This window comes from Pseudomonas sp. MF7453 (assembly GCF_016405455.1).
In the GTDB taxonomy this organism is placed as follows: domain Bacteria; phylum Pseudomonadota; class Gammaproteobacteria; order Pseudomonadales; family Pseudomonadaceae; genus Aquipseudomonas; species Aquipseudomonas paralactis.
In genome coordinates, this window is record NZ_JAEKCN010000008.1 from 1 (window position 1) to 19,735 (window position 19,735).

Annotated in this window: 14 protein-coding genes; 2 read left to right on the top strand and 12 right to left on the bottom strand. The window is 60.5% G+C overall.

Annotated elements, in window-relative coordinates; genetic code table 11:
* The 3 genes from JFT63_RS13835 to JFT63_RS13845 form a co-directional block, all read right to left on the bottom strand.
* Positions 1 to 2,572 (bottom strand): PAAR domain-containing protein (locus JFT63_RS13835; protein ID WP_198844167.1); only part of this gene is annotated, 2,572 nt, incomplete at its 3' end.
* 54 nt (positions 2,573 to 2,626) lie between these two features.
* The gene (locus JFT63_RS13840; RefSeq protein WP_034126343.1) at positions 2,627 to 3,055 is read right to left on the bottom strand and encodes a DcrB-related protein; all 429 of its coding nucleotides are present in this window, start codon (positions 3,053 to 3,055) and stop codon (positions 2,627 to 2,629) included.
* Between the two features lie 45 nt (positions 3,056 to 3,100).
* Positions 3,101 to 5,038: a type VI secretion system Vgr family protein gene (locus JFT63_RS13845; RefSeq protein WP_198844168.1), complete on the bottom strand. Its 1,938-nt coding sequence runs from the start codon at positions 5,036 to 5,038 to the stop codon at positions 3,101 to 3,103.
* Positions 5,039 to 5,499: 461 nt separating this feature from the next.
* Between JFT63_RS13845 and JFT63_RS13850 the strand changes: the two genes are divergently transcribed.
* Positions 5,500 to 6,822: an OprD family porin gene (locus JFT63_RS13850; protein WP_186563116.1), complete on the top strand. Its 1,323-nt coding sequence runs from the start codon at positions 5,500 to 5,502 to the stop codon at positions 6,820 to 6,822.
* A gap of 162 nt (positions 6,823 to 6,984) precedes the next feature.
* Positions 6,985 to 8,481, top strand: coding sequence for a diguanylate cyclase (locus JFT63_RS13855; protein WP_057701549.1), 1,497 nt, complete (start codon positions 6,985 to 6,987; stop codon positions 8,479 to 8,481).
* Positions 8,482 to 9,254: 773 nt separating this feature from the next.
* Here JFT63_RS13855 and lpxC read toward each other — a convergent pair.
* The 9 genes from lpxC to murD form a co-directional block, all read right to left on the bottom strand.
* A complete protein-coding gene (lpxC, locus tag JFT63_RS13860) occupies positions 9,255 to 10,166 on the bottom strand; it encodes a UDP-3-O-acyl-N-acetylglucosamine deacetylase (RefSeq protein WP_003171886.1) in 912 nt (303 codons plus the stop codon).
* A gap of 112 nt (positions 10,167 to 10,278) precedes the next feature.
* Positions 10,279 to 11,484 carry a cell division protein FtsZ gene (gene ftsZ / locus JFT63_RS13865; protein ID WP_005784951.1) on the bottom strand — a complete coding sequence of 402 codons (1,206 nt, stop codon included), beginning with the start codon at positions 11,482 to 11,484 and terminating at the stop codon, positions 10,279 to 10,281.
* Between the two features lie 75 nt (positions 11,485 to 11,559).
* The gene (gene ftsA / locus JFT63_RS13870) at positions 11,560 to 12,822 is read right to left on the bottom strand and encodes a cell division protein FtsA (protein ID WP_003188682.1); all 1,263 of its coding nucleotides are present in this window, start codon (positions 12,820 to 12,822) and stop codon (positions 11,560 to 11,562) included.
* Between the two features lie 15 nt (positions 12,823 to 12,837).
* Complete coding sequence (locus JFT63_RS13875) at positions 12,838 to 13,707, bottom strand: cell division protein FtsQ/DivIB (RefSeq protein WP_057701550.1); 870 nt, start codon at positions 13,705 to 13,707, stop codon at positions 12,838 to 12,840.
* 3 nt (positions 13,708 to 13,710) lie between these two features.
* The gene (locus JFT63_RS13880) at positions 13,711 to 14,667 is read right to left on the bottom strand and encodes a D-alanine--D-alanine ligase (protein ID WP_057701551.1); all 957 of its coding nucleotides are present in this window, start codon (positions 14,665 to 14,667) and stop codon (positions 13,711 to 13,713) included.
* Entirely contained in the window at positions 14,664 to 16,112 is a 1,449-nt protein-coding gene (murC, locus tag JFT63_RS13885; protein WP_057701552.1) for a UDP-N-acetylmuramate--L-alanine ligase, read from the bottom strand. The genes JFT63_RS13880 and murC overlap by 4 nt, the downstream gene beginning before the upstream one ends.
* On the bottom strand, positions 16,105 to 17,175 hold the full coding sequence (murG, locus tag JFT63_RS13890; protein ID WP_003188675.1) for an undecaprenyldiphospho-muramoylpentapeptide beta-N-acetylglucosaminyltransferase: 1,071 nt from the start codon (positions 17,173 to 17,175) through the stop codon (positions 16,105 to 16,107). Before murG ends, murC begins: the two co-directional genes overlap by 8 nt.
* Complete coding sequence (gene ftsW, locus JFT63_RS13895; protein WP_005784942.1) at positions 17,165 to 18,388, bottom strand: putative lipid II flippase FtsW; 1,224 nt, start codon at positions 18,386 to 18,388, stop codon at positions 17,165 to 17,167. The genes murG and ftsW overlap by 11 nt, the downstream gene beginning before the upstream one ends.
* The gene (gene murD, locus JFT63_RS13900) at positions 18,385 to 19,731 is read right to left on the bottom strand and encodes a UDP-N-acetylmuramoyl-L-alanine--D-glutamate ligase (RefSeq protein ID WP_198844169.1); all 1,347 of its coding nucleotides are present in this window, start codon (positions 19,729 to 19,731) and stop codon (positions 18,385 to 18,387) included. The genes ftsW and murD overlap by 4 nt, the downstream gene beginning before the upstream one ends.
* Positions 19,732 to 19,735: the final 4 nt, after the last annotated feature.

The window sequence follows — 19,735 nt, forward strand, 5'->3', positions numbered from 1 at the left end:
GCAGCAGGCGGCCATAGGCGTCGTAGCCAAACTCGACACTGTGGCCGAGGGCGTCAATCCGGCGGATTAGCCGGCCACTGTGGTCGTAACGCAGGCGGGTGATGCGCTGGGCCGGGTCGGTATAGGCAATGAGGTGGCCGGCGGCGTCAATATCGTAGCGGTCGATGCGGCCGTCCGGGCGCTGGCTTTCGATCAGGTAGCCGCGGGTGTCATACCGATAGTGGGTGTGTTCGCCACGGGCATTGATAGCTTCGCTGAGTTGGCCGCGCCGATTATAGCGGTAGTGGGTTTCGGCGTTGGAGCAGTCGCGGTAGCTGAGTAACTGTCCATGGGCGTTCCAGCGCAGGTATTTGTGCTTGTCCAGCGGGTCGAGGATGCATTGGACTTGGCCTTGGCTGTCGTAACGGTACTGGGTCTTTCGGCCGAGAGGATCTTGCTCCCACAGCAGATTGCCCTGGCTGTCATAACCGAAACGTTGAGTGCGCCCGGCGCCGTCGGTAATGCTCAGGGGTAACGCCCAGTGGCGGGTGTAACGGACCCGTTCGTAGCGGCCAAGTGGGTCGCGGGTTTCGATCAGGCGGCCGAGTTCGTCGTAGCCGTATTGCCACTCGCCGCCCTGCGGGTCAATGCTCTTGAGCAGTTGGCCGGCCAGTACATCGTCTTGCCAACAATGGCCCATGGGGTCGATGTGTTTGTAAATCTCGTAGAACGGCCCCCAGTAGTAATGGTCCTGGCGACCGAGGCTGTCGGTAACGCGGGTTTCGCCTTTTTCCAGGTCGTAATCGAAGCGGTAGTCTTCGCCATCACTGCCCCAATGGCGAATGACGCGCCACTCATGGTCAGGCAGAGGCTCCAGCAGCGGAGGGAAGTTGCAGAGGCTGCCATCTGCGCGCACTGATTGAGGACATTGCGCAGGAACTTCGAAACGTTGCCATTGATACTGTCGAGTCGCGCCACTGGGCAGGGTGTGGCTACCGAGGTAGCCATGCGCCGTGTAGGTGAAGCTACGCAAGACCTGGCCGGTGGCATCGAGCACCTCCTGCAGTTGGCCGCTTTGGGTATAGCGATAGCTGGCAAGGACTTCGGTGTGTTCGATCTGCGGATCATTGCCAAGCTTGATGTAGAGTCGTTCTACTTGGCTGACCCGCTTCGGGTGCTGCGTGTCATAGCTCAGTCGGATGGTGGTTCGGCTCAAACCGTCGCACACGTAGTGCAGCCGACCTGTCTGATCGTAGAGAAGCCCTACGGTATTCAGGTTGCGATCACCCAGCTTGATCAGGCGTGAGCGTTTCGGGTTGTGCGGGTCAGTCTGGAAGACTTGGTAGAGACCGGTGTAGATGTCCTCGACCACGGTCTGCCCGTCTTCAAGTTGAAAGAACGCTAACCCATCGAGAACGCTGACAAAGGCATCGTTCGCCTTTAGCCGACCCAGTTCCAGGCGGGTGCCTTCGTCATCGACATAGATCCACAACTCGCCGCCCTCGGTGTGGGGCACGCGCAGGATTTCCACTTCGTAGGGCACGCTCCAGCCCATGCCGAACAGGCCTTCGCTGCGCAGGTCATTGCTGTCATAACCTCTGGCCCATTCAATGGGAAGCAACCCCGGCAAGGTGAAGTCGTGATCCTCCGGTCCTCCCAGCACTTTGCTTCCGGTTGAAACAATCACCGGGCTGCCTTTGCACGGACGAATGCGTGGTAGCGGTTTGGGGCTGCCCTTTGGTCGCGGGCGAAGCTTGATTTTGCGCGAGATCAACATCCCCGCCACCATGCCGGTGAATTGCGCAATCTTGCTTTTGCCATTGCGGATATCCCGCACGGTCAGTGGCTCGCCACCTATGCGCACGTTGGGAGACACATTGGCATCGCTGTCGATGGTTGCATCGCACGTGGTCTTGTCGCCGGCTCGGGCGGCAGGCTGCCCGTTGATGAAGACCTTGCTGGACCCCTGCGCGATGTAGCCAATCGGCATGGGCGGATGGCGTTCGCAAGTGATCTCATCTTGGTCTGCCGGTTGTGTTCCCGGGGCTGCTGGCGTGGTGACCGGCGGGTTGAAGATGTCGTAGATCGCCATGCCCAGCCCGAGTACCGGCATGAGCATGGGCGCGGCGGACATCGCCATTGCGCCGATATTGTCCAGAAATGACGGTTCTGCCTGTTCTTCGGAAGCGTCCTCGCTGCCACCCTCTGAGCTGCGTCCAGCGGCCCGAGCAGCGGGTTTTCCGTTGACGTGGGTATTTTGCGAGCCGCTTTCAATCTTGCCGAAAGGTTCTGCCGGGAACACGCTGTTGGCGAGTGAATCACACCCATCGGTGATGGCTTCACCAATGCTCTTGTCGCCTATTGGAATCATGCTGGCACCGCCTACCAGTGCTCCAGCAATCACAGGGACAAGTACTGCCGCCGCACCGCCCATACCCACAACCGCGACAACAGTACCGGCGATAGCCGCCGCAACAAGAGCGGTAGCTGCGGCGTAGACAACCGCTTCTGCCAATGCGCTCATCAGCTCGGCAGCGAGTGGTGGGTGAAGGATCGCGTCTCCCTCCCTGGCGGCGTGTACGTTCTGCGCCATTGGTGTGTGCTCCTTGCTTAACGGGCGTGCAGGCAAATGGAATGAGTGACCTGATCAGGCAAAGTGCAGGCTGTCTTTGATCGCGCGCCAATGGCCGATGTCTGCTTCGCTAAGCGCGCTATGTTTGCTGTAATTCAGGACCAGCAGGCGTTGTTGCCCAGGCAGTTGGCAGGCCAACTGAAGCTGGTACATCGGCTTGTTTGCGTGCGTAAACTGGAGCACGGCTTCGCGACCTTCGACTGGCTTGTCTTTCCCAATAAAAACGGTTACTGGGTCAGTGCAGGTCAACGCAGCGAGCCGCTTGTGCAGCAAGTTCAGTTGAAACGCGTAAGCCTCATCCAAGGTCTGGTGCTCGGGCAGCGCACTGCGAGCGATGACCAAGGTCGTTTGCCGTTCGCGAAACTGGAGCATGTTCAGCGTGGTGTCTTCGGGCATCTCATCGCCGAGATCGACGTTGAGATCCTGAGTCAGGTATCTGGCCATTCAGGTGTTCCTTGTTTGGGGAAATGCAGGTCAGTGATCGGAGTCTCAGTCCTGCTGGAAGTGGCTGTTCGCTTGGTCTTGGAGCGCACTGGCAGCTCGCCCGTCAGCCGCAACGGCAGCGGTACCACCTTCCACATTGAGATCCAACATGCCGTCGGGGGTGTTGATTTGGCCGGACTTCAACCCGGTGATATTGAAGTTCTCGCAGGTGATATTCAGGGTGCCGTTGGCGTGCAATTCGATCACCGTCTTGCCGCATTTCAGGCGTAACGCGTTGCCCACTTCGACGGTGTATTCGTCGGCGACCGAGTCACTTTTGCTGCCGCCTACTTTCAACGTGTCGTTGGCCTTCACCACCCGCATGCGGGTACGGCCAACAGTGATGGTTTCGTCCTGGCCGACCTGGCTGCTTCGGTCGGCGCCAATGGATTGGGTCTGGTTGTTCTTGACGATGGTGTTCTGATCTTTCTGGGCATGGATAAACACTTCCTCCTGGCCCAGCTCATCCTCAAAGCGCAGCTCATTGAAACCTTCGCCCTTATGGGTGCGGCTCTTGATGGTCATCCGCGTCTTGTATTTAGGCAGCTCGTAGGGCGGCAGGTTGGTCTGTCTGTAGGCGGTCCCAGTGGCGATCGGCTGGTCAGGATCTCCGTCCAGGTGGCTGATCACTAACTCCTGACCTACACGCGGGATCGCGATGGAGCCCCAGGTCGCCCCGGCCCAGCCTTGGGTGACGCGGATCCAGCACGAGCTGTGGTCGTTGTTTTTGTCCGCACGATCCCACGGAAACTGCACCTTGACCCGGCCCCATTCATCGCAATAGATCTCTTCCCCCGGCGGGCCAACTACCGTGGCGATCTGCGGGCCATCGATGCAGGGTTTGGGGGGCAGCGGCGCTTTCCAGTCCGAGGTCCAGCGGATGGCGCTGGCTTTCAACGAGTAAGAGGTACCGAGGCCGCTGCCGAACGATTCTTCCTGCAAGCTGGTGTGCTGCTTGCCTTCGTGTTTTATGGCGATGGTGCGCCAGCGGTCGTTGAAGTCTTCGCGGGGATGATCGTTGAGGTCGAAGGCCAACCCCGGTTGCAGGCGTTCATCGTCGCCTTCGACATGGGCCAGTTTGGCGTCGTTGCGTAGCGCCGTTAGGCGCGTCTTGGTGAAGGGCTTGCCGGCAATGTCGCGTTTGTAGCGGCCGGGGTAGTCGTAGCGTTCGTAGTCCTTGTGCTGGTTTTTCAAGTCCTGGTCGCCGGTGGCGGTGTGCTGTTGGTCGTAGCGCGGGTGGGTGAAGGTGTAGTCGCGCTGCACCTGGCGTGCGGTGCGTACTTGCTCGGTGTAGTGGAAGCGGTTTAACGCTGGTTCCTTGGAGTCGCCACCTCCCATGGGCTGGTAGATCACCGGGCAGTCGGTGTGGGTGCCGATGGTGCCGAGACCGCCGACGCGGTCGGTGAGCACGAGGGTATGGCCGTCGGCGCGGTGTTCGAAGGTGTAGAGCAGGCCTTCTTCGGCGGCGAGGCGGGCGATGAAATCGAGGTCGGTTTCACCGGCCTGCACGCAGTATTCGCGGGGTTGGTGTTCGAAGCAGATTTCGCTGCGGATGTCGGTCAGTTTGTGCTCGGCCAGCATGCTGGTGATGATGTCTGGCACAGTCTGGGCCTGGAAGATGCGCCAGTTGGAGCGCAGATCGAAACGCTTCAGAGTCGGTTCGACCACGGCGGTGTAGCGGGTTCGGCGAAAACCGGTATCGCCCTGTTGGAACAGGCTGACCAGGCCATGGACGTAGCGTACCGGAGTGTCATCGCGCCAAATGGTGAACACGGCGGCCAGGTCGAGCATGCGGTAGAAGTCGATGGCCGGGTGGTGACTGACCAGTTCCAGTTCGAGTTTGAAGGGCTGGGACAAGCCTTCTTCAAGGGTGAACGAGACCACTTCGAAGGGATCGCCCCGCAGCGGTTCGAAGGTGTAACGCAGGTCACTTTGACGGGGCATGAGGGCATCCTTGTAATACGCCTGAGACAAGACGTAATCCTAGGAAGCTGTGATCTAGCACTTCAATGGTGCGGAGGAAATCGAGAGGTCTCTTACCCACGCAGCTACAAAGAGCTGTCAGACCTTTCTGTACTACTCAGAGTAAAGCCGTACAACTGTAGGCAAATCAATCGATAGCTTGAAGGTCCACGCCAGAGGTCAACTGTTGCGGTTTGGGCAATAGTTATTATCTTGTTACACTCTGTATCGCACCGCTCGCCTGCGTTACTTTGACGCACCGATGAGCGCGACGGCAAAGACAGCTGACCACTCACCCGAATTTCCCTCGACTTATTTCCAGGGCTCTACACTGGGAATCTGTCTTAAAGCCGCTGACTTCAGCGGCTTTTTTTTGCCGTGAAAAAAGGCCGGGCACACCCCACGACACTGGCCGTTCATGATCGACCAAAGGAGCTCCACCGGTGAAGAACTCGCTGACGTTCACCCCGTTATTCCTCGCAATCGCAGCAACGATCATCCCGTTTGCCCACGCGGCAGACGCCCCGCCCGCCGAAGGTTTCGTCGAGGGTTCACACCTCACGATCAACACCCGCAACTACTACATGAACCGCGACCGGCGCGACATCCACACCGATGACAGCAAGGAATGGGGCCAGGGCTTTATCGGCACCTTCGAATCCGGCTACACCCAGGGCACCGTCGGTTTCGGCCTGGACGTCAATGCCATGCTCGGCCTGAAGCTTGACGGCGGCGGTGGCACTGATGGCTCCAGCATACTTCCCTACGGCAGCGGCAACGGCAAGGCGCCGGGGTCGTTTTCTACCGCTGGCGGCACCTTGAAAATGCGTGCCTTCGACACTGAACTCAAGGCCGGCGACCTGTTCCTCAACAACCCGGTAATCGCCGGCGGCATGACGCGCATGTTGCCGCAGACGTTCCGGGGTGTAAGCCTGACCAACCACAGCTTTGACGGCTGGATGATCGAAGGTGGCCAGGCCAGCTTCACCAAGCTCTACAACCAGAGTGGCCATCGTCGCATCGGCACCAGCTACGGTGCCCTGCCGGCCAATGCCGACAGCCAGCACCTGGACTGGGCCGGCGTGTCGTTCAGCGGTATCGCCGGGCTGACCAGCAACCTGTACGCCTCCGAACTCAAGGACGTATGGCACCAGTACTACTACGACCTCGAATATACCTACGCCCTCAACGATCTGGTCAGCCTGACCCCCGGCCTGCATTACTACCACACCCAGGACACCGGCCAATCGCTGCTGGGCGATATCGACAACAACACCTACAGCCTGCATTTCACCGTAGGTGTGGGCAACCACAGCGTCACGGCCACCTACCAGCGGGTCAACGGCAACACCCCGTTCGATTACATCACCCAGGGCGACAGCGTGTACCTGGACAACTCCCAGCAGTACTCGGACTTCAACGGCCCCAACGAGCGCTCCTGGAAACTCAAGTACGCCTATGATTTCGCCGGCCTCGGCGTGCCTGGGCTGACGTCTGCCGTGTCGTACATCAGCGGCAAGACCGACCTGACCAAGGTCGACCCCAACAGCCGTGGCTACAGCAGTTGGTACAGCGCCGATGGCAAGGACGCCAAGCACTGGGAACGGGATATCGACGTGAAATATGTGGTGCAGGGCGGCAAGGCCAAGGACCTGGCGGTGCGCCTGCAATGGGCGACCAACCGCGGCAGCAACGGCTACTCGGCAGTGGATCGGGATGTGGATGAGTACCGTGTGATTGTGGATTACCCGATCAACGTGTTCTGAATACAGGTAGGAGCGAGCTTGCTCGCGAAAAACGTTAACGATAACGCGTGCTTCCTGAATAAACGCGGCGTCTGTGAGTTTTTCGCGAGCAAGCTCGCTCCTACAGCCATATTCAAGAGTTGCTACTACGCTAAGGGCATTCTCAACGCAGAAGTATTCCCGATGAGTTCAAGCCCTACCCGCCCCAACCGCCGCCCTGAGCGCCTGCTTATCCTGGGCAGCACGCTGACAGTGTTGCTGATCGTGGGCGTCGTCACGGCACTGCTGATTCGTGAACACGCCAATACCCTGCAGACGGCCAAGCGCACCGCCAACACCATCACTCAAATGATTGATGCTGACGTACTGCGTAACGTCGAGCTCTACGACCTGGGCCTCAAGGGTTTGATTAGCGCTACAGAGCGTACTGACCTTCAGGATGTTTCAGCGAGCATCCGCCATTTAATGCTGTTCGACCGCTCTGCTGCGGCGCCGTACAAGGGCGATGTCTTGTTGCTGGACCCCACCGGCGAGGTGCTTGCCGACTCCTCGCTGCTCACGCCCAAGACCGGCAACTTCGCTGATCGGGACTATTTTCAGGTTCACCGCAAGAATCCGGACGTGGGGTTGTACATCAGCCGTCCGTTCATGGCCCGCTGCGTGTGCGATGACCAATGGCGCATCGCTTTCAGCCGCCGCATTTCATCACCGGACGGGCGTTTCCTGGGGGTTGCCGTCGCGTCCATGCGTCTGTCGTACTTCCACCAGCTGTTCAACAGCCTGAATATCGGCAGCAACAGCACTATCAACCTGCTTAACCACCAAGGCATCCTGCTGGCACAAGAGCCTTTGCTGGAAGTGGACATCATCAACAAGGACCTGAGCCAACGTCCCAACGTCGCACGTATGCTGCGCGAACGGGACGGCAGCTTCCGAAGTATTTCCAGTGTCGATCATCAGGCACGACTTTACAGTTTTTCGAATGTGGGCAACTTGCCGCTGATCGTGGCGGTGGCCTTGTCCAGCGATGAAGTGTTCGCACCCTGGCGGCGTGCGGCGTGGTTGGTTAGCCTCGCGACCGGGGTGCTGTGCGTGGGCCTGCTGTGGCTGACCTGGGCGTTGAGCATGGAGCTGCGCCGTCGCCAGCACGTGGAACAGGTACTGTCAGAACTGGCAGCCACCGACGCCCTCACCGGGCTGGCCAACCGTCGTACGCTGGACGAACGCTTGCGGCTGGAATGGGACCGGGCACAACGCTCGACCGAGTCGTTGAGCGTGTTGATGATCGATGTGGACCACTTCAAGGCCTTCAACGACCGTCATGGTCACCAGGGCGGCGATGAGGCGTTGCGTACAGTCGCACAGGTGATCGCCAGCCATATCCGCCGCCCTGCCGACCTGGCGGCGCGTTACGGCGGTGAGGAATTCGCGGTAGTGCTGCCCAATACCGACGCCGAGGGGGCGTGGGTGATCGCCGAGTATATCCGCGAGGGGGTCCAGCACTTGCCGAGAGTGGCCGGGGACGAGCAACCGATCACCGTAAGCATCGGCCTGAGTAACTGGCAGAAGCACAGCCGTATTTCCCTTGAAGACCTGCTGCTCAAGGCTGACCAAGCGTTGTATCAGGCCAAGCACAGCGGCCGTAACCGGACAATGGATGTTTCAAAGACCTCAAACTGATGAGGTCAATTGTGGGGGCTTGCCTGCGATGGCAGTGTTGGATTCACTACCGCTATCGCAGCATAGGTATCTACACAACTCTGTAGCGCTCAACGGTAACCACGATGCGAAGCGAGTCGCCGTTGATCTTGATCTGCTTTTGATCTTGATCTCAGGCGCCCCGTTAAACCACGCTGGCCGAACGCAGGCTTGAATTCGTGGGTAACCCGGCAGGACGCCGGGTTAGCCGCCCCGCGCCATGGATGGCGCGTGGCGGCGGCCCACGGATTCAAGCCTGCGTTCGGGCACACCGAGCCTAGGCGAGGTGCCGAGTGGTGGGGCAAGAGCGTTTTGCTTACTTTTGCGCTTTTCAAAAGTGAGCCGCTGTCAGAGCGGAACCCTAGGTGGCCGTTACCGCAGGAATGGATATGTACACAATCCAACTGTGTTGACTGCGAGGCCGCCTTCGCGAGCAAGCCAGCTCCCACAGTTTGATTGCGGGGTGTCAGGTAGATTGGCGTCGGCTGGCAGGCCGCCATCGCAGGCAAGCCAGCTCCCACAGTTGGATCGCTGAGTGTCAGGTAGATTGGCGTGGGCTGGCAGGCCGTCATCACAGGCAAGCCAACTCCCACAGCTGGATCGTGGGGGGGCAGGCAGATTGGCGTCGGCTGGCAGGCCGTCTTCGCAGCGATGCGGCGACCCGACAAGCCAACTCCCACATTTGGATATTCGTCAGGCATAAAAAAAGGCCACCCGAAGGCAGCCTTTAAAAACTAAAGAAAGAGAGTTGTTACTTACACCGCCGCAACGGGACGCATGTAAGAGATCGGTGCGGTGCTGGCATCTTCGAAGGTCACGACTTCCCAAGCGTCTGTCTGCTCAATCAACTTGCGCAGCAGCTGGTTGTTAAGGGCGTGGCCCGACTTGAAGCCTTTGAACTCGCCTATCAGGCTATTGCCCAGCAGGTAAAGGTCACCGATTGCATCGAGGATCTTGTGCTTCACGAATTCGTCTTCATAGCGAAGGCCGTCTTCGTTCAGTACACCATCCGCGTCGACCACAATGGCGTTTTCAACGCTGCCGCCGAGTGCGAGGTTGTGCTTGCGCAGGTACTCGATGTCACTCATGAAACCAAAGGTACGGGCGCGGCTGACTTCTTTTACAAACGAAGTGCTGGAAAAATCCACGCTTGCACTTTGGGTGCGGTCACGGAATACCGGGTGATCGAAATCGATCTCAAAGCTCACTTTAAAGCCTTCGAACGGGACGAAGGTGGCGCGCTTGTCGCCGTCTTCTACTGTCACTTCCCGCAGAATGCGAATGAACTTCTTGGCTGCGTCCTGTTCTTCCAGGCCGGCAGATTGAATCAAGAATACGAAGGGTCCAGCGCTGCCATCCATGATCGGGACTTCGGACGCAGAGAGCTCGACGTAGGCGTTATCGATGCCCAGGCCAGCCATGGCCGAGAGCAAGTGCTCCACCGTGTCCACTTTGACGTCACCGTTGACCAGTGTGGTCGACATTGTGGTTTCGCCAACGTTTTCCGCGCGAGCAGGAATCTGCACCACAGGGTCCAGGTCGGCACGAACAAACACGATGCCGGTGTCGACAGGTGCGGGCTTGAGGGTCAGGTATACCTTCTCCCCGGAGTGCAGACCTACACCTGTGGCACGGATAATATTCTTCAGGGTGCGTTGTTTAATCATGGCTTGGACCGCTTCAGCGCAAATTGCGAACTGGTATCAACAAAGGCTGGCGATAATAACAGACCAGACCTTTGCTGAACACCAATCACCTTCATAGCCCTGATACATTCCATTAATCGGCCTGACGACGCAGGAATGCCGGGATGTCCAGGTAGTCCAGATCATCTTGCGGATTCAGGCTACGGGACGCAGCAGCACCGGCCTGAGCCTGGTTGCGCATCACGGTCGGACGGTCCAGATCACGGTAGTTCACCGACGGCAGTTCCTGGCGAGCAGGTGCTGCAGCGGCCGCTGCCTGATTAGCCTGGCTGACCTGGCTGTTGTGCAGGGTGTTGTCGATAACCTTCACAGGCTTCTCGATTTTCGCACCCAGGCCGGTCGCAACCACGGTTACATGCAGTTCATCACGCATGTCCGGATCGATAACGGTACCCACCTTGACCATGGCGTGCTCGGACGCGAAGGCTTCGATGATGCTACCCACGTCGGAGTACTCACCCAGGGACAGGTCGGGACCGGCGGTGATGTTCACCAGGATGCCGCGTGCGCCTTGCAGGTTCACGTCTTCGAGCAACGGGTTGCGGATGGCCGCTTCGGTCGCTTCGCGTGCACGGTTAGGACCGCTGGCGCAGCCGGTGCCCATCATCGCCATGCCCATTTCGCTCATGACGGTACGTACGTCGGCAAAGTCGACGTTGATCATGCCCGGACGCTTGATGATGTCGGAGATACCGCGAACGGCACCGGCCAGTACATCGTCAGCCTTGGCGAAGGCGGACAGCAGGCTGGCATCCTTGCCCAGGATGGTCAGCAGTTTCTCGTTGGGGATGGTGATCAACGAGTCGACGCTTTCAGACAGCAGACGGATACCTTCGTCGGCGATCTGCATACGCTTGCGGCCTTCGAACGGGAACGGACGCGTCACGACAGCAACGGTCAGAATCCCCATTTCCTTGGCCACTTCGGCAATGATCGGTGCAGCACCGGTACCAGTACCGCCGCCCATGCCGGTGGTGATGAACACCATGTTGGTGCCTTGCAGCACTTCGGCAATACGCTCGCGGTCTTCCAGGGCGGCTTGACGGCCGACTTCCGGATTGGCGCCCGCGCCGAGGCCCTTGGTCACGGCTGTGCCCAATTGCAGGATGGTCCGCGCGCCGATGCTTTTGAGCGCTTGGGCATCAGTGTTGGCGCAGATGAATTCAACGCCTTCAATGTTGCTCTTGACCATATGGTTGACAGCGTTGCCGCCGCCACCGCCGACACCGATTACTTTGATAACCGGGCTAGCGGGGATGTTGTCTACGAGTTCAAACATGTTCCCTCTCCTTTCATTTTCTCTAGTTTTTTCGCCTACTGCTTGTTGCGGGTGTTGCGGTGTCGCGGTAAATCTTTAGAAATTGCCTTTTACCCAAGCCTGCAGCCGCTCGAACAACGGTGCTTTGGCTTCGTCGTCGCTGCGGTAGCTGTCACGGATGCTCGGGCCCGACAGGGAAATGCCGTCGGTCTGCTTTTGCAGCCCGTACAACAGCAAGCCCACACCGGTGGAATAAATCGGGTTACGCACCACGTCGCCCAGACCCTTGACGCCATGAGGCACGCCCAGGCGCACAGGCATGTGGAAGATCTCTTCGGCCAGTTCGACCGCGCCTTCCATCTTCGAGGTGCCACCGGTCAGCACGATGCCGGCCGGGATCAAATCTTCGTAGCCGCTGCGGCGCAGTTCAGCCTGGATCAGGGTGAACAGCTCGTCGTAGCGCGGCTCGACCACTTCAGCCAGGGCCTGGCGCGACAGTTCGCGCGGTGGACGGTCGCCCACACTTGGCACTTTGATGGTCTCGCCGGCACCGGCCAGTTTGGCCAGGGCGCAGGCGTAGCGGATCTTGATTTCTTCGGCGTACTGGGTCGGTGTGCGCAGCGCCATGGCGATATCGTTGGTGACCTGGTCGCCGGCAATCGGGATTACCGCGGTGTGACGGATCGCACCCTCGGTGAAGATCGCAATGTCGGTGGTGCCGCCGCCGATGTCCACCAGGCACACGCCCAGCTCTTTTTCGTCGTCGGTGAGTACCGAGTAGGCCGAAGCCAACTGCTCAAGAATGATGTCGTCGATTTCCAGGCCGCAGCGGCGCACGCATTTTTCAATGTTCTGTGCGGCGTTGACGGCACAGGTCACCACGTGGACCTTGGCTTCCAGGCGAACGCCCGACATGCCCAGGGGCTCGCGCACGCCTTCCTGGTTGTCGATCACGTAGTCCTGCGGCAGGGTGTGCAGCACGCGCTGGTCAGCCGGGATCGCCACAGCCTGGGCGGCGTCGAGGACGCGCTCAAGGTCGGCCGAGCTGACTTCACGGTCGCGGATCGCCACGATGCCATGGGAATTCAGGCTGCGGATATGGTTGCCGGCCACGCCGACGAACGCCGAGTGAATCCGGCAACCGGCCATCAGCTGCGCTTCTTCGATAGCGCGCTGGATCGATTGCACGGTGGACTCGATGTTCACCACCACGCCCTTCTTCAGGCCCCGGGACGGATGCGTGCCAATACCGACGATTTCGATCGCGCCGTCTTCCCCAACCTCGCCCACCAGCGCCACCACCTTGGAGGTGCCGATATCGAGACCGACGATCATTTTGCCGCTTTGCACGTTTGCCATGGGTCCTGCCTCTTCTTAATTCTTCGCGACAGCGGGTTGTGCTGCCGTGGGCGCGGCCGGTGTACGCCAGCCGACGGCCAGGCCGTTGGCGTAACGCAGGTCGACGCTCGCAATGTTCGTAATCTGTTCTTTCAGGGTTTTTTCATAGATGGCAATAAAGCGGCGCATCTTTTCCACCAAGCGGTCGCGTCCCAGCAACAACTCGATGCCCGGGCCGGAACTGCCTGCCCCGGTCGTCAAAAACCAGCTGCCCCGTTCACGCAGTTCCAGGCGTGCAATGGAGAAGCCCAGTGGCCGCAGCATCTGGCTCAAGGCCTGGTACTGCTGCATCACTTGCTGCTGCGCCCGCTGCGGCCCGAACAGCTGCGGCAGGTGCTCATAGTTGGCCAGTTCACGCGGGGTGAACGCCTGGCCCTGGTTGTTCAACAGCGCTTCATCGCCCCAACGGGCCACGGGCAGTTGTTCTTCCAGGCGGATCGTGACCTGGTCGGGCCATACGCGGCGCACTTCGGCGTGGGCGATCCACGGCATCTGTTCCAGCTCCGAGCGCATACCGGCCAGGTCGATGGTAAAGAAGCTCGCGGCCAGGTACGGGCCAATACGCTGCTGTACCGCCTGCTGGCTGATGTAGCTCAAGTCACCCTGCACGCTGATCTTGGTGATCGGGCGGTCGGCATACGGCAACAGGCGTTGTGCGCCTTCGTAGGTACCAAAGCCCAGCACCACCAGCAACACCGGCCAGAACAGCGCCTTTAGAAAACCAAAGTTGGCTTTGGGCAGGCGCGCCGACATCGGCTCTTTGGCCACCATGCGGCTGGCACCCCGTGGCACCGGCTTGCGGCTCGGTGCTTGTGGGGGCTGATGACGAAGCGATGCGCCTTTCATGTCTTAGCCTCGTGACTCGATACTTGCCGCCAGAATCGCCAGCACCAACTGCTGGAAATCCAGGCCGGCTGCGCGAGCGGCCATCGGCACCAGGCTGTGATCGGTCATCCCCGGTGCGGTGTTGACTTCAAGGAACCAGAAATTCCCTTGGTCATCCTGCATCACGTCTGCCCGCGCCCAACCGGCGATACCCAGCGCCTCACAGGCTTTCGCCGTGAGGTCCATCAATTCTTGTTCCTTGCTTGCTTCGAGGCCGCATGGGATCCGGTACTGGGTATCAGAAGCCAGGTACTTGGCGTCGTAGTCATAAAAAGTGTGGGGCGTGCCCAAAGCGATGGGCGGCAATACCTGGCCACGCAGGGTGGCGATGGTGTACTCGGGACCGGAAATCCACTGTTCCACCAACACTTGCGAATCGTAGGTACTTGCCGCTTTCCATGCGTCGATCAATTCGGCGGCCGAGTTCACTTTAGCCATGCCGATACTGGAGCCTTCATGGGCTGGTTTGACGATCAAAGGCAGGCCCAGTTCCTTGGCCGCAGAAATACAATCGTCTTCGCTGCACAGTACGGCGTGACGCGGGGTCGGAATACCCAGGCTGTGCCACACCTGCTTGGTGCGCAATTTGTCCATCGCCAGTGCGGAAGCGAGGATACCGCTACCGGTGTAGGGGATGCCGGCGCATTCGAGCAGGCCTTGCATGCTGCCGTCTTCACCGCCACGGCCATGGAGAATGATGAAGGCGCGGTCGATTTTCTCGGCCTGCAGACGGGCGAGGAAATCATCGCCGACATCAATGCCGAACGCGTTCACACCGGCGCTTTGCAGCGCCTGGAGCACGGCATTGCCGGACTTGAGCGACACTTCGCGCTCAGCGCTCTTGCCGCCGAACAGTACGGCGACGCGACCGAAGTCGGCTGGCGCAACCGTGGAAAACAGAGAGGCGTAGTCAGTGATCATTTCGACACTCCCTTTGCAGCCGCTGCAAACAGCGGGCTGGCCAGCAACTTGGGCGCAAGGCCACCGATATCACCGGCCCCCTGGCACAGCAGGATGTCGCCAGCGCGCAGCAGCGGCTTGACGATAGGCGCCAGGTCCACGCCACGCTCGATGTAGATCGGGTCCAGTTGGCCGCGCTGGCGAATGCTGTTGCACAGCTTGCGGCTGTCAGCGCCCGGGATCGGTTCTTCACCGGCCGGGTAGACTTCCATCAGCAACAGCACGTTGGCATCGGCCAGTACATTGACGAAATCGTCGTACAGATCACGCGTACGGCTGTAGCGGTGCGGCTGGTAAACCATCACCAGACGACGCTCCGGCCAGCCACCGCGCACAGCCTTGATCACGGCCGCAACTTCGGTCGGGTGGTGACCGTAGTCGTCCACCAGCATCACGTCACCGCCATCAACCGGCAGTTGGCCGTAGACCTGAAAGCGACGGCCTACACCGGCAAAGCGCGACAGCCCCTCGACGATGGCTTCATCGCTGACGCCCTCATCGGTGGCGATGCAGATGGTCGCCAGGGAGTTCAGCACGTTGTGGTTGCCCGGCATGTTCACCGAGACATCCAGCGGCTCGCGGTCGGGACGCAGCACAGTGAAGAAGGTTTGCATGCCTTCCTGGCGGACATTGATTGCGCGCACGTCGGCGTCTTCGCTGAAGCCGTAGGTCACGGTGGGACGCTTGACCTGCGGCAGGATTTCGCGCACTACCGGATCGTCCAGGCACACCACCGCCAGACCGTAGAACGGCAGGTTGTGCAGGAAGTCGACGAAGGTTTTCTTCAATTTGTTGAAGTCACCGTCGTAGGTCGCCATGTGGTCTTCGTCGATGTTGGTGACGACGGCGACCAGCGGCTGCAGGTGCAGGAAGCTTGCATCGCTTTCATCGGCTTCGGCGATCAGGTAGCGGCTGGTGCCCAGCTGCGCATTGGTGCCGGCTGCATTCAGGCGGCCACCGATGACGAAGGTCGGGTCCAGGCCACCGGCGGCGAACACCGAGGCGATCAGGCTGGTGGTGGTGGTCTTGCCATGGGTACCGGCGACGGCGATGCCGTGGCGATAGCGCATCAGCTCGGCGAGCATCTCGGCACGCGGCACCACCGGAATTCGGCGCTCAAGGGCAGTGGCCACTTCCGGGTTGGAGGTGTTCACGGCGCTGGACACCACCAGCACGTCGGCCTCGGCGGCGTTCTCGGCACGGTGACCGATAAAGATCTGCGCGCCAAAGGACTTCAAGCGCTCAGTGACCGGCGACTCTTTCAAGTCCGAGCCGGACACCTGGTAGCCCAGGTTCAGCAGTACTTCGGCGATGCCGCACATGCCCACGCCGCCGATACCGACGAAATGAATGCGACGGATGCGGCGCATCTCGGGTTGCGGCATGGCTTTCTGATTCTCAACCATGGGCCACCTCCAGGCAGATATCGACCACGGTGCGGGTTGCGTCAGGTTTGGCCAGGCGGCTTGCGGTGCTCGCCATGCTGTTGAGTCGTTCCGGTTGCATCAAAACCTCGGTCAGGCGTGCGGCCAAATCGGCGGCGCCAGTCGTTCTTTGCGGCAGCAGGAAGGCAGCGCCCTCCCCGGCCAAATATTCGGCGTTGCGGGTCTGGTGATCGTCGATGGCATGGGGCAAAGGCACCAGCAAGGACGGCAGACCGGCGGCCGCCAGTTCACTGACGGTCAGCGCACCAGCGCGGCAGACCACCAGGTCGGCCCAGCCATAGGCTTGGGCCATGTCTTTGATGAAAGGCTGTACGTTCGCCTCTACACCGGCCTCGCGATAACGTGCGGCGGTGACTTCATCGTGGTTTTTGCCGGCCTGGTGGAAGATCTCCGGGCGCACATCCTCAGGAAGTTGCGCAACGGCTTCAGGCAGCAATTTATTCAGTGGCTCGGCGCCCAGGCTTCCGCCCAGAATCAGCAGGTGCGCCTTGCGTCCGGCCAGCGCGTCACGCGCAATGGCCATGAACAGTTCGGTACGCACCGGATTGCCGGTGGTGCGAAGCTTGTCCGAGGCGGCGAAGGTTTTCGGGAAGGCTTCACACACCCGCGCAGCCAATGGCACCAGCAGGCGGTTGGCAGTACCGGCGACGGCGTTCTGTTCGTGAACGATCACCGGCACGCCAGCGAGTTTCGCCGCGACGCCGCCGGGGCCGGTCACATAACCGCCGAAGCCGAGCACACACACCGGCTTCAACTCACGAATGATCTTGCGCGCCTGCATGACCGCCTTGAGCAACACGAACGGCGCCTTGAGCAGCGACAACTTGCTCTTGCCACGCAGGCCGGTGACGTTGATCAAATGCAGGGGCAAACCGGCATTGGGCACCAATTCGTTTTCGATGCCACGGGGCGTACCCAGCCAGTGCACGGTGTAGCCACGGTTCTGGAATTCACGGGCGCAGGCCAGGGCCGGGAACACATGGCCCCCGGTGCCGCCCGCCATGATCAGCACGTTAGCGCCCATGAGTCGGCTCCTCGGCGAAGTCGCTTTCGCTGAACTCCATCTCTTCGCTGCCCAAGTGGGTTCGACTCTCCCACTCGATACGCAGCAACAAGCCAAGACAGGCGCAGCAGATCACCAACGAACTGCCACCGTAACTGAGGAATGGCAAGGTCAGGCCCTTGGTCGGCAACAGACCGACGTTCACGCCGATGTTGATCAGGAACTGGCCGATCCACAGGAAGGCCAGCCCGTAAGCAACATAGGCGGCGAAGAACTGCTTGGCTTTCTCGGCCCACAGCCCGATGTACATGGCGCGTACACAGACGAATACGAACAGGCCGACAGTGCACAGCGAACCCACGACACCCAGCTCTTCGGCGAGCACCGAGAACACGAAGTCGGTGTGGGCTTCGGGCAGGTAGAACTGCTTCTGCACGCTATTGCCCAGACCCACGCCCAGCCACTCGCCGCGACCGAAGGCAATCAGCGCCTGGGTCAACTGGTAGCCGGAACCGAACTGGTCGGACCAGGGGTCGGTAAAGGTAATCAGACGGGCCATCCGGTAGGGTTGCGCCTGCACCAGAATGGTCACCGCCGCGACGGCCAGCACCACCATCAAGGTGAAGCGGAACAGCCCGACGCCGCCGAGAAACAGCATGGCCGCCGCAGCGCCCATCATAACTACGGTGGCGCCGAAGTCAGGCTCCATCAACAACAGTCCGGCCATGGGCAGCAGCACGATGAAAGGTTTGAAGAACCCCATCCAGCTTTCGCGCACTTCTTTCTGACGGCGCACCAGGTAACCGGCCAGGTAAATCACCACGAATACTTTGGCGATTTCCGAGGGCTGTACGTTGAAGGCGCCGAAACCGATCCAGCGCATCGAACCGTTCACCTCGCGGCCAATGCCGGGCACGATCACCATGACCAGCAAGCCGAACGCACCGATCAGCATCAACCAACCCAGACGCTGCCAGGTAGCAATCGGAATCATCATGGTGACGATGCAGGCGCCGAGGCCGATCACCAGGTACACCAGGTGGCGGATCATCATGTACAGCGTGTTGCCCGACTGCACGGCAGCCACTTCGGAGGACGCCGAAGTGATCATCACCAGGCCCAGGCCGAGCAGCGCCAGGCAACCGGCGAGCATCGGGAAATCGAGGTCGATGCCGCGCCCGGTAATGATCGGCGACGGGTACGGCTTGATGATGTTTTTCAGGTTGAGGCTCATGCCAAAGCCTCCACGGCGCGGGCGAACAGCTGACCGCGCTCTTCGTAATTCTTGAACATGTCGAAACTGGCGCAGGCCGGCGACAGCAGCACCGCATCACCCGGCTGGGCCAGGGCTTTGCAGTGGGCAATGGCGTCATCCAGCGAAGTCGCACGTACTTGCGGTACAGCGTCACCGAGGGCGGCGGCGATCAGGTCCGAATCGCGGCCCATCAGCACCACGGCGCGGCAATGGGCGGCCACTGGCGCTTTAAGGTCCTTGAAGTCGGCCCCCTTGCCATCACCACCGGCGATCAGCACCAGCTTGCCGTCGATATCGGCTCCCAGGCCCTCGATGGCAGCCAGGGCGGCACCGACATTGGTGGCCTTGGAGTCGTTGTAGTAGCTGACGCCATTGAGGTCGCGTACCCACTGGCAGCGATGCTCAAGGCCGGCGAACGTACGCAGGCTGGCGAGCATGGCGTCGAATGGCAGGCCAACCGCATGACCGAGCGCCAGCGCCGCCAGGGCATTGGACTGGTTGTGTGCGCCACGGATTTTCAGCTCGCGTACCGGCATCAGATTCTGGAATTCGAAGGCCAGGTACTTCTCGCCGCTCTCTTCGCGAATCCCGAAACCTTTGAAGTCCGGTTTGCCCAGGCCGAACGTCCAGCAAGGCATGCCCTCGCCCATCAGCGGACGGCTCAGGGCATCCTGGCGGTTGACGACAAATTGCCTGGCGCCACGGAAGATCCGGTGCTTGGCCAAGTGATAAGCCGGCAGGCCGCTGTAGCGGTCCATGTGGTCTTCGCTGACGTTCAGCACGGTGGCCACTTCAGCGCCGAGGTCGTGGGTAGTTTCCAGCTGGAAGCTCGACAACTCCATCACGTACAACTCGACGTCGTCGCTGAGCAGGTCCAGTGCGGGCACACCCAGGTTGCCGCCCACGGCCACGCGCTTACCGGCCGAAGCCGCCATCTCGCCGACCAGGGTGGTGACGGTGCTCTTAGCGTTGGAACCGCTGATAGCCACGATCGGCGCCTTGGCGTTGCGTGCGAACAGGTCGATATCGCCGGACAGCTTCACGCCGCGGGCCGCAGCGGCTTGCAGGGCGGGCGTCGCCAGGGCCAGGCCGGGGCTCACGTAGAGCTCATCGGCACGGCACAGAAACTCGACATCCAACTCGCCACAACACACTTCCACGTGCGGGTAGTCACGGCGCAGCGTGACCAGCTCCGGTGGATTTTCCCGCGTGTCGGCCACGGCAAACGACGTGCCCCGGTTCGCCAGGAAGCGAACCAGGGACATGCCGCTCTTGCCGAGGCCGACAACGATGCGGAAGTGGTCTGAAGCGATCAGGGACACTCGT

What these genes read in the sequence shown, in the direction of transcription:
- JFT63_RS13840 (WP_034126343.1), bottom strand. Translation starts at nt 3,055, where the DNA reads ATGGCCAGATACCTGACTCAGGATCTCAACGTCGATCTCGGCGATGAG.
- JFT63_RS13845 (WP_198844168.1), bottom strand. Translation starts at nt 5,038, where the DNA reads ATGCCCCGTCAAAGTGACCTGCGTTACACCTTCGAACCGCTGCGGGGC.
- JFT63_RS13855 (WP_057701549.1), top strand. Translation starts at nt 6,985, where the DNA reads ATGAGTTCAAGCCCTACCCGCCCCAACCGCCGCCCTGAGCGCCTGCTT.
- lpxC (WP_003171886.1), bottom strand. Translation starts at nt 10,166, where the DNA reads ATGATTAAACAACGCACCCTGAAGAATATTATCCGTGCCACAGGTGTA.
- ftsZ (WP_005784951.1), bottom strand. Translation starts at nt 11,484, where the DNA reads ATGTTTGAACTCGTAGACAACATCCCCGCTAGCCCGGTTATCAAAGTA.
- ftsA (WP_003188682.1), bottom strand. Translation starts at nt 12,822, where the DNA reads ATGGCAAACGTGCAAAGCGGCAAAATGATCGTCGGTCTCGATATCGGC.
- JFT63_RS13875 (WP_057701550.1), bottom strand. Translation starts at nt 13,707, where the DNA reads ATGAAAGGCGCATCGCTTCGTCATCAGCCCCCACAAGCACCGAGCCGC.
- JFT63_RS13880 (WP_057701551.1), bottom strand. Translation starts at nt 14,667, where the DNA reads ATGATCACTGACTACGCCTCTCTGTTTTCCACGGTTGCGCCAGCCGAC.
- murC (WP_057701552.1), bottom strand. Translation starts at nt 16,112, where the DNA reads ATGGTTGAGAATCAGAAAGCCATGCCGCAACCCGAGATGCGCCGCATC.
- murG (WP_003188675.1), bottom strand. Translation starts at nt 17,175, where the DNA reads ATGGGCGCTAACGTGCTGATCATGGCGGGCGGCACCGGGGGCCATGTG.
- ftsW (WP_005784942.1), bottom strand. Translation starts at nt 18,388, where the DNA reads ATGAGCCTCAACCTGAAAAACATCATCAAGCCGTACCCGTCGCCGATC.